The 8243-nt window shown below is 69.6% G+C and carries 7 protein-coding genes; 3 read left to right on the plus strand and 4 right to left on the minus strand.

All coding sequences use genetic code 11. The features are described from left to right. Nucleotides 1-99 precede the first annotated feature (99 nt). Complete coding sequence (uvrA, locus tag ACWFR3_RS45980; RefSeq protein WP_453740696.1) at nt 100-3156, minus strand: excinuclease ABC subunit UvrA; 3057 nt, start codon at nt 3154-3156, stop codon at nt 100-102. 223 nt (nt 3157-3379) lie between these two features. Between uvrA and ACWFR3_RS45985 the strand changes: the two genes are divergently transcribed. Then, entirely contained in the window at nt 3380-4105 is a 726-nt protein-coding gene (locus ACWFR3_RS45985; RefSeq protein WP_453740697.1) for a maleylpyruvate isomerase family mycothiol-dependent enzyme, read from the plus strand. 10 nt (nt 4106-4115) lie between these two features. Beyond that, nucleotides 4116-4772: an MBL fold metallo-hydrolase gene (locus ACWFR3_RS45990; RefSeq protein WP_453740698.1), complete on the plus strand. Its 657-nt coding sequence runs from the start codon at nt 4116-4118 to the stop codon at nt 4770-4772. 30 nt (nt 4773-4802) lie between these two features. Here ACWFR3_RS45990 and aroQ read toward each other — a convergent pair whose 3' ends face one another. Next, nucleotides 4803-5264: a type II 3-dehydroquinate dehydratase gene (gene aroQ / locus ACWFR3_RS45995; protein WP_453740699.1), complete on the minus strand. Its 462-nt coding sequence runs from the start codon at nt 5262-5264 to the stop codon at nt 4803-4805. Nucleotides 5265-5343: 79 nt separating this feature from the next. Here aroQ and ACWFR3_RS46000 point away from each other — a divergent pair, with 79 nt between their 5' ends. Next, nucleotides 5344-6669, plus strand: coding sequence for an MFS transporter (locus ACWFR3_RS46000; protein ID WP_453740700.1), 1326 nt, complete (start codon nt 5344-5346; stop codon nt 6667-6669). Here the strand turns inward: ACWFR3_RS46000 and ACWFR3_RS46005 are convergent. Both ACWFR3_RS46005 and ACWFR3_RS46010 read right to left on the minus strand, forming a co-directional pair. Further along, nucleotides 6659-7756 carry a calcium:proton antiporter gene (locus ACWFR3_RS46005; RefSeq protein ID WP_453740701.1) on the minus strand — a complete coding sequence of 366 codons (1098 nt, stop codon included), beginning with the start codon at nt 7754-7756 and terminating at the stop codon, nt 6659-6661. The two genes, ACWFR3_RS46000 and ACWFR3_RS46005, sit on opposite strands and share 11 nt — an antisense overlap. A gap of 46 nt (nt 7757-7802) precedes the next feature. Continuing rightward, complete coding sequence (locus ACWFR3_RS46010; RefSeq protein ID WP_453740702.1) at nt 7803-8105, minus strand: hypothetical protein; 303 nt, start codon at nt 8103-8105, stop codon at nt 7803-7805. Between the last annotated feature and the right edge of the window lie 138 nt (nt 8106-8243).

The raw sequence follows: 8243 nt of genomic DNA on the forward strand, positions 1-8243 counted from the left end.
AGGGAACCTTGTCCCGCGGCCCGTTCGGGCGCGCCCCGTAAGGGGCGCGGGGAACTGCGCGACCGGCCACGACGCACCCGCAGAAAAAACGGCGAACCGTCAGCTCTTACGGGCCCTGGCAGTCTTCACCGGAGCAGCCTTCTTCGCGGCGGCCTTCTTGGCAACGGCCTTGGTGGCAACGGCCTTCTTGGCGGTGGACTTGGCGGCAGACACCTTCTTGGCCGCGGCCGTCTTGGCGGGCGCCTTGGCCGCCGACTTCTTCACCGCCGAGGAAACCGCCCGCTTGCGCCCCTGCGAGGACCCGTCGCTGATGCGGTCCGCCGCGAGGATGTCCCGCAAGAACTTGCCGGTGTGGCTCGTCGTGACGCCCGCGACCTCCTCGGGCGTGCCCTCGGCGACGACGAGACCGCCGCCGTTGCCGCCCTCGGGGCCCATGTCGACGACCCAGTCCGCGGTCTTGATGACATCGAGGTTGTGCTCGATGACGATGACCGTGTTGCCCTTGTCGACCAGGCCGGACAGGACCGTGATCAGCTTGCTGATGTCCTCGAAGTGCAGACCGGTGGTCGGCTCGTCGAGGACGTAGACGGTGCGGCCCGTCGAGCGCTTCTGGAGCTCGGAGGCCAGCTTCACGCGCTGGGCCTCACCACCGGAGAGCGTCGGCGCGGGCTGGCCGAGCCTGACGTACCCGAGGCCCACGTCGTTGAGCGTGCGCAGGTGACGGGAGATGGCCGGCACCGCCTCGAAGAAGTCGAGCGCCTCCTCGATCGGCATGTCCAGGACCTCGGCGATGGACTTGCCCTTGTAGTGGACGTCCAGCGTCTCGCGGTTGTAGCGCGCCCCGTGGCAGACCTCGCAGGGGACGTACACATCCGGGAGGAAGTTCATCTCGATCTTGATCGTGCCGTCACCGGAGCAGTTCTCGCAGCGGCCGCCCTTGACGTTGAAGGAGAAGCGGCCGGGCAGATAGCCGCGGACCTTCGCCTCCATCGTCTCCGCGAACAGCCTGCGGACGTGGTCGAAGACTCCGGTGTACGTCGCCGGGTTCGACCGCGGTGTGCGGCCGATGGGCGACTGGTCGACGTGCACGACCTTGTCGACCAGGTCGTCGCCCTGCACGCGCGTGTGCCGGCCGGGGACGGACTTGGCGCCGTTCAGTTCGCGGGCCAGGTGCGTGTAGAGGATGTCGTTGACCAGCGTCGACTTGCCGGAGCCCGAGACACCGGTGACCGCGGTGAGGACACCGAGCGGGAAGGAGACGTCGATGTCCTGGAGGTTGTTCTCCCGGGCGCCGTGCACCGTCAGCTGCCGGGAGGGGTCCGCGGGGCGGCGCAGGTCGGGCACCGGGATGGACCTCTTGCCCGCGAGGTACTGACCGGTGATCGACTTGTCGTTGGCCAGGAGCTCCTTCATGGAGCCGCTGTGCACGACCTTGCCGCCGTGCTCGCCCGCGCCGGGACCGATGTCGACGACCCAGTCGGCGACCTTGATGGTGTCCTCGTCGTGCTCGACGACGATGAGCGTGTTGCCCATGTCGCGCAGGCGCACGAGGGTCTCGATCAGGCGGTGGTTGTCGCGCTGGTGCAGGCCGATGGACGGCTCGTCCAGCACGTACAGGACGCCGACGAGGCCGGAGCCGATCTGGGTGGCCAGGCGGATGCGCTGGGCCTCGCCGCCTGAGAGGGTGCCGGCCGCGCGGTTCAGCGAGAGGTAGTCCAGGCCGACGTCGACCAGGAACTTCAGCCGTTCGTTGACCTCCTTCAGGACGCGCTCGGCGATCTTCTTGTCGCGGGCGCCCAGCTTCAGCTCGGCGAGGAAGTCCGCGCAGTCGCTGATCGACATCGCCGAGACCTCGGCGATGGACCGGCCCATGACCGTGACGGCGAGAACGATCGGCTTGAGGCGCGTGCCCTCACAGGTGGGGCAGGGCACCTCGCGCATGTAGCCCTCGAAGCGCTCGCGGCTGGAGTCGCTCTCGGCCTCGCTGTGGCGGCGCTTGACGAAGGGGACGGCGCCTTCGAAGGCGGTGGTGTAGACCCGCTCGCGGCCGTACCTGTTCCTGTAGCGGACCTCGATCTGCGTCTTGTGGCCGTTCAGGAGGGCCTTCTTGGCGCGCTGCGGGAGTCCGGCCCAGGGCATGTCGGTGGAGAAGCCGAGGGCGTCGGCGAGTGCGCCGACGAGCCGTGCGAAGTAGTCCTTGGTGTGGCCGTGCGACCAGGGGTGGATGGCGCCCTCGTCGAGCGACTTGTCCTCGTCCGGGACGATCAGCTCGGGGTCGACCTCCATGCGCGTGCCGATGCCGGAGCAGTCCGGGCAGGCGCCGAAGGGCGAGTTGAAGGAGAAGGAGCGGGGCTCGAGCTCCTCGAAGGACAGGTCGTCGTACGCGCAGTACAGGTGCTCCGAGTACATCCGCTCGCGCTCGGGGTCGTCCTCGGGGAGGTCGACGAAGTCGAGCACGACCATGCCTCCGGCGAGACCGAGCGCGGTCTCCACGGAGTCGGTCAGGCGGCGCTTGGCGGACTCCTTCACCGTGAGGCGGTCGATGACCACCTCGATGGTGTGCTTCTCCTGCTTCTTCAGCGTGGGCGGCTCGGAGAGCTGGATCGTCACCCCGTCGACCCGCGCGCGGCTGTAGCCCTTGGTCTGGAGGTCGGCGAAGAGGTCGACGAACTCGCCCTTGCGCTCGCGCACCAGCGGCGAGAGGACCTGGAAGCGGCTGCCTTCCGGCAGGTCGAGGACCTTGTCGACGATGGCCTGCGGCGACTGCCGGGCGATGGGCCGCCCGCACTCGGGGCAGTGCGGCTTGCCGATGCGTGCGAAGAGCAGGCGGAGGTAGTCGTAGACCTCGGTGATGGTGCCGACCGTGGAGCGCGGGTTGCGCGAGGTCGACTTCTGGTCGATGGAGACCGCGGGCGAGAGGCCCTCGATGAAGTCGACGTCCGGCTTGTCCATCTGACCGAGGAACTGCCGGGCGTACGAGGACAGCGACTCCACGTACCGCCGCTGGCCCTCGGCGAAGATCGTGTCGAACGCGAGCGAGGACTTGCCCGACCCGGAGAGCCCGGTGAAGACGATGAGGGAGTCGCGCGGGAGGTCGAGCGAGACGTTCTTGAGATTGTGCTCGCGCGCGCCACGGACGATGAGACGGTCGGCCACGCCGGTCCGCACCTTTCTTGAGAGAAGCGACAGGGGCGGGACCCCCGTCATTCACAGACTAGGGCGAGCCACTGACAACGCCGGGGCGGATGCCCTGGTTGATAACAAAGCCGGACCTTCAAGAATGCCCGATGCCGCACTCGACCATATAGCACGTGCATTCGATTTGCGGCGGCGCTCAAGCACCTTCACCCAAACGTGTGGCGCGACTATCGTCGGGCGCATGATTGATCATGTGCGCGACCTGGCGTCTGTACGTGACGCGACCGAGCGGCTGCTCACCGCAGCCGCGAAACTGAACAACGATTCGACCGCCGAGCCGTCACGGCTGCCGGGCTGGACCCGCGGCCACGTCCTCGCTCACGTCGCCCGTAACGCGGACGCCCTCGTCAATGTTCTCGCCGGGCGACCCATGTATGTGAGCGGCGACGCACGGGACGCCGACATCGAGCGGGACGCGCCCCGGCCGCTGGCCGAGCAGCTCCTCGACGTACGCGAGTCCGCGGACCGCTTCCAGGACGAGGGGGCGAAGCCCGCGGACTGGTCCCGCACCGTAGAGCTGCGCAACGGCGTCACGGACTCCGCCGCCAACGTGCCCTTCCGGCGGTGGATCGAGGTCGACCTGCACCACGTCGACCTGGGGGTCGGCTACGAGCTGGAGGACCTCTCGGAGGAGTTCACGCAGCGGGAGATCAATTTCCTCGCCAACCGGTTCAGGAACGCCCCGGGGCTGCCCGCACTGGTCATCAAGCAGGACGACGGCCGGGGGCTCTACACGGGAGCCGTCGAGGGGCTCACGCTGGAGCAGATCAAGAGCGGCTATGAAACCCCCGTGGACATCACCGTCAGCGGCCGCCAGGCCGATCTCCTCGGCTGGCTCGCCGGCCGTCGCGACGGCTCCGCGTTGACGGCCGAAGGCGGCCTCCTGCCCTCCCTGCCCCCGCTATAGGCTGAGTCACATGACGTACAGCGGAGCAGTGAAGGTCGGCGGCGGGGCGGACGTGCACGAGCTGCAGGACCTGATGATCTCGAAGGTCGCCGTCGGTCCGATGGACAACAACGCCTATCTGCTGCGCTGCCGCGCCACGGACGAGCAGCTCCTGATCGACGCGGCGAACGACGCGCACACGCTGCTCACGCTGATCGGTGGCGACGGCATCACGTCCGTCGTCACCACCCATCAGCACGGCGACCACTGGCAGGCCCTCTCCGAGGTCGTCGCCGCGACCGGCGCCCGGACCTACGCGGGCCGCGAGGACACGGCGGGCATCCCGGTGCCCACGGACGTCCCGCTCACGGACGGCGACACCGTGAACGTCGGGCACGTCTCCCTCACCGCGCGTCACCTGGTGGGCCACACGCCGGGCTCGATCGCCCTCGTGTACGACGACCCGCACGGCCACCCGCACGTCTTCACCGGCGACTGCCTCTTCCCGGGCGGCATCGGCAACACCCACCAGGACCCGCAGGCCTTCGCGAGCCTGCTGCACGACGTCGAGACGAAGATCTTCGGTGCGCTCCCCGACGAGACCTGGGTCTATCCCGGCCACGGGAACGACACGACGCTCGGCACCGAGCGCCCGCACCTGGCGGATTGGCGTCAGCGCGGCTGGTGAGCCGCGTTCGCCGGTATGCGCGGGCGGGGCTCAGGCCCCGCCGACCAGCGCCGCCACCCGCTCCACCGCGAACGCGTACCCCTGCACACCGCACCCCGCGATGACGCCGTCGGCGCGCTGGGAAACGTATGAGTGGTGCCGGAACGCCTCGCGCTGGTGAATGTTGGAGATGTGGACCTCCAACACCGGCATCCCGTCACAGGTGTTGAGCGCGTCAAGGATCGCGACCGATGTGTGCGAGTAGGCGGCGGGGTTGATGACGATGCCCGCGTGCTGCTCGCGCGCCTCGTGGATCCAGTCCACCAACTGGCCCTCGTGGTTGCTCTGGCGGAGGTCCACGGTGCCGCCGTGCGCCGCCGCGGCCTTGGCGCACAGCGCCTCGACGTCGGCGAGGGTGTCGGAGCCGTAGATCTCGGGCTGGCGCTGGCCGAGCAGGTTCAGATTGGGGCCGTTCAGGATCATGATCGGGGCGTTGGCAAGAGTGCGCGTCATGCCGTCAGCGTACTGAGGAACCTCCCCGCGCCCCCGCACGCCCCCGTAACCGGCCGTCACAGCGGGTAGTTGACGCGGCATGCGCAAGATCCACTCCCCTGCCGGCAATGCCGCTACGGCCGACCCCGGCAGTACTCCTTCTCTGCCCCGGCTCGCGGCCGCCTCCCTCGCCGGGACCGCCATCGAGTTCTATGACTTCTTCATCTACGGGACGGCCGCGGCGCTCGTACTCGGGCCCCTGTTCTTTCCGACTTTCTCGCCGCTCGCGGGAACTCTCGCCGCCTTCGCGACATTCGGAGTGGGCTTCGTGGCGCGGCCCCTGGGGTCCGTCCTCTTCGGGCACATCGGTGACCGGCGCGGGCGGCGCCCCGTCCTCATCGTCTCGCTGCTCCTGACGGGGCTCGCCACGGTCGCCGTCGGCTGTGTGCCCACGTACGAGTCGATCGGGACAGCCGCTCCGGTGCTGCTGCTCGTGCTGCGGTTCCTGCAGGGGCTCGGGCTCGGCGGGGAGTGGGGCGGGGCGGTGCTGCTCACCGCCGAGCACGCGCCGGCCGAGCGGCGCGGGCTGTGGACGAGCTTCCCGCAGATGGGGCCCTCGCTCGGTTTCCTGCTTGCCAACGGGATCATGCTGGTGCTCTCGGCGACCCTCACCGAGGCGCAGTTCAGCTCCTGGGGATGGCGTGTTCCGTTCTGGGCGGCGGGCCTGCTCGCGGCGGCCGGGCTCGCCCTGCGTACGTCGCTCCCGGAGTCCCCGAGCTTCCTGGAACTGCGGGAGCACGCGCGCGTGCCGCTCGCCGAAGTGGTGCGCGACCACTGGCGGCTCGTCCTGCTCACCGCGGGCGCGCTCGCCGTCGGGTACGCCGTGTTCTACGCCGTGACGACATGGTCCCTCGCCTACGCGGTGGAGCGGCTCGACGTCAGCCGTACGGTCATGCTCGCCTGCATCATGGCGGCGGTCGTGGTGAAGGGCGCGCTGACACCCGTGGCCGCGCTGCTCGGCGACCGGTACGGGCGGCGGCCCCTCTGTCTCCTCGGGTGCGCACTGTGCGCGCTCTGGATGTTCCCGATGATCGCGCTGCTCGCGACCGGCGAGCCGCTGCTGATGTTCGTCGGATTCCTGGTGGCGATGCTCGCGTTCATCACGATGTTCGCGGTGATCGCGGCGTATCTGCCCGAGCTGTACGAGCCGCGGGTGCGCTGCACGGGCGCCGCGGTGGGCTACAACCTGGGCGGGGTCCTCGGCGGTGCGCTCACGCCGATCGTGGCGACGGCGGTGGCGCACGGCGAGGGGACGCCATGGGGTGTGGCCGCGTATCTGACGGCCGTGGCCCTGCTGAGCCTGGGCTGCTTCGTACTGCTGCCCGAGACACGCCCCGTCCCGGAGCCGGCCCCCGTCACGGCGTGACCGCGAGCTCCAGGTACGCCGCGAACAACACCAGATGGACTCCGCCCTGCAACAGAGTGGCGCGCCCCGGCACGACCGTGAGCGTGCCGACGATCAAGGTCAGCGCCAGGAGCACCATGTGGGTCGGGCCGAGCCCGAGCACCAGCGGCCCGGAGAGCCAGACGGAGGCGACCGCGACGGCCGGGATGGTCAGGCCGATGCTGGCCATCGCGGATCCGAGGGCGAGGTTGAGGCTGGTCTGCACCCGGTCGCGGCGGGTGGCGCGGACTGCCGCGATGGTCTCCGGGAGCAGTACGAGCAGCGCGATGATCACGCCGACCACGGCGTGCGGCATACCGGCGTTCTCCACGCCGGACTCGATGGTCGGCGAGACGCCCTTGGCGAGTCCGACCACGCCGATCAGGGCGAGGCCGAGCAGGGCCAGGCTGATCATGGCGGTGCGGGTGGACGGCCCCGCGTCGTCCTCGGAGTCGATCACCTCGCCCTTGCGCGTGATCGGCAGGAAGTACTCGCGGTGACGCACGGTCTGGGTCGCCACGAACAACCCGTACAGGACGAGTGAGGCGAGCGCGGCGAAGGTGAGCTGCGCCGTGGAGAATTCCGGTCCCGGCTTGCTGGTGGTGAAGGTCGGCAGGACCAGGCTGAGGGTGGCCAGCGTGGCGACGGTCGCGAGGGCGGCGCCGGTGCCCTCGGACTGGAAGTGGACGACGCGGTGGCGCAGGGCGCCCACCAGGAGGCACAGGCCGATGATGCCGTTGCAGGTGATCATCACGGCGGCGAAGACGGTGTCGCGGGCCAGCGTGGCGCTCTTGTCGCCGCCGTCCGCCATGAGCGTGACGATCAGCGCGACCTCGATGATCGTCACGGCGACCGCGAGGACGAGCGAGCCGAAGGGTTCACCGACGCGGTGGGCGATCACCTCGGCGTGGTGCACGGCGGCGAGCACGGCCCCTGCCAGCACGAGCGTCACCAGGGCGACGACCACGCCCGGCAGACCGCGTCCCCAGGTGAAGGCGAGCAGCACGACGGCGAGGACCGGCACGACCGCCGTCCACTGTGTGGCGAGCGCCCGGAGCCGAGTGACCATGCATCCGATGCTGCACCGGGTGCCGGGACCCCGCGACTTCAGCTCGCTACTTCAGCTCTGTCATCTCCCGTACGTCGCAGTCCGTGAAGGACGGACCGCTCGTACACATCGCGCTGAGCCGCTCCGCCGTCCGCATCGTCTCCGGAGCCTCGCTGTTGCGCCGCGCGTCCTCGGCCGAGGCGAACTCGAGCACCACGAAGAAGCGGCGTGGATTGCCCCGGTCCTGAAGGACGAGGCGGTGCGTGGGGCCGCTTTCGCGGCCGGTGGCCTGCTGATCCTCCTGCTCGATCACGGACCGCATGTCGTCGATACGGTCGGTCTCGAACTCGATCACCTGGACGAACTTCATACGTCCAAGCAAGCACGGCCAGTGGCCCCCGGCCAAAACCCCCCGGGCCCGTGCCGGGGGTGGTAGAGACAACCCCCCAGCCGCCAGGCCCCCGTGCGGTGCATGACTATGTAAGCCGCGAAGTCCAGTCCCTCGGCC

Source organism: Streptomyces sp. NPDC055189 (assembly GCF_053606765.1).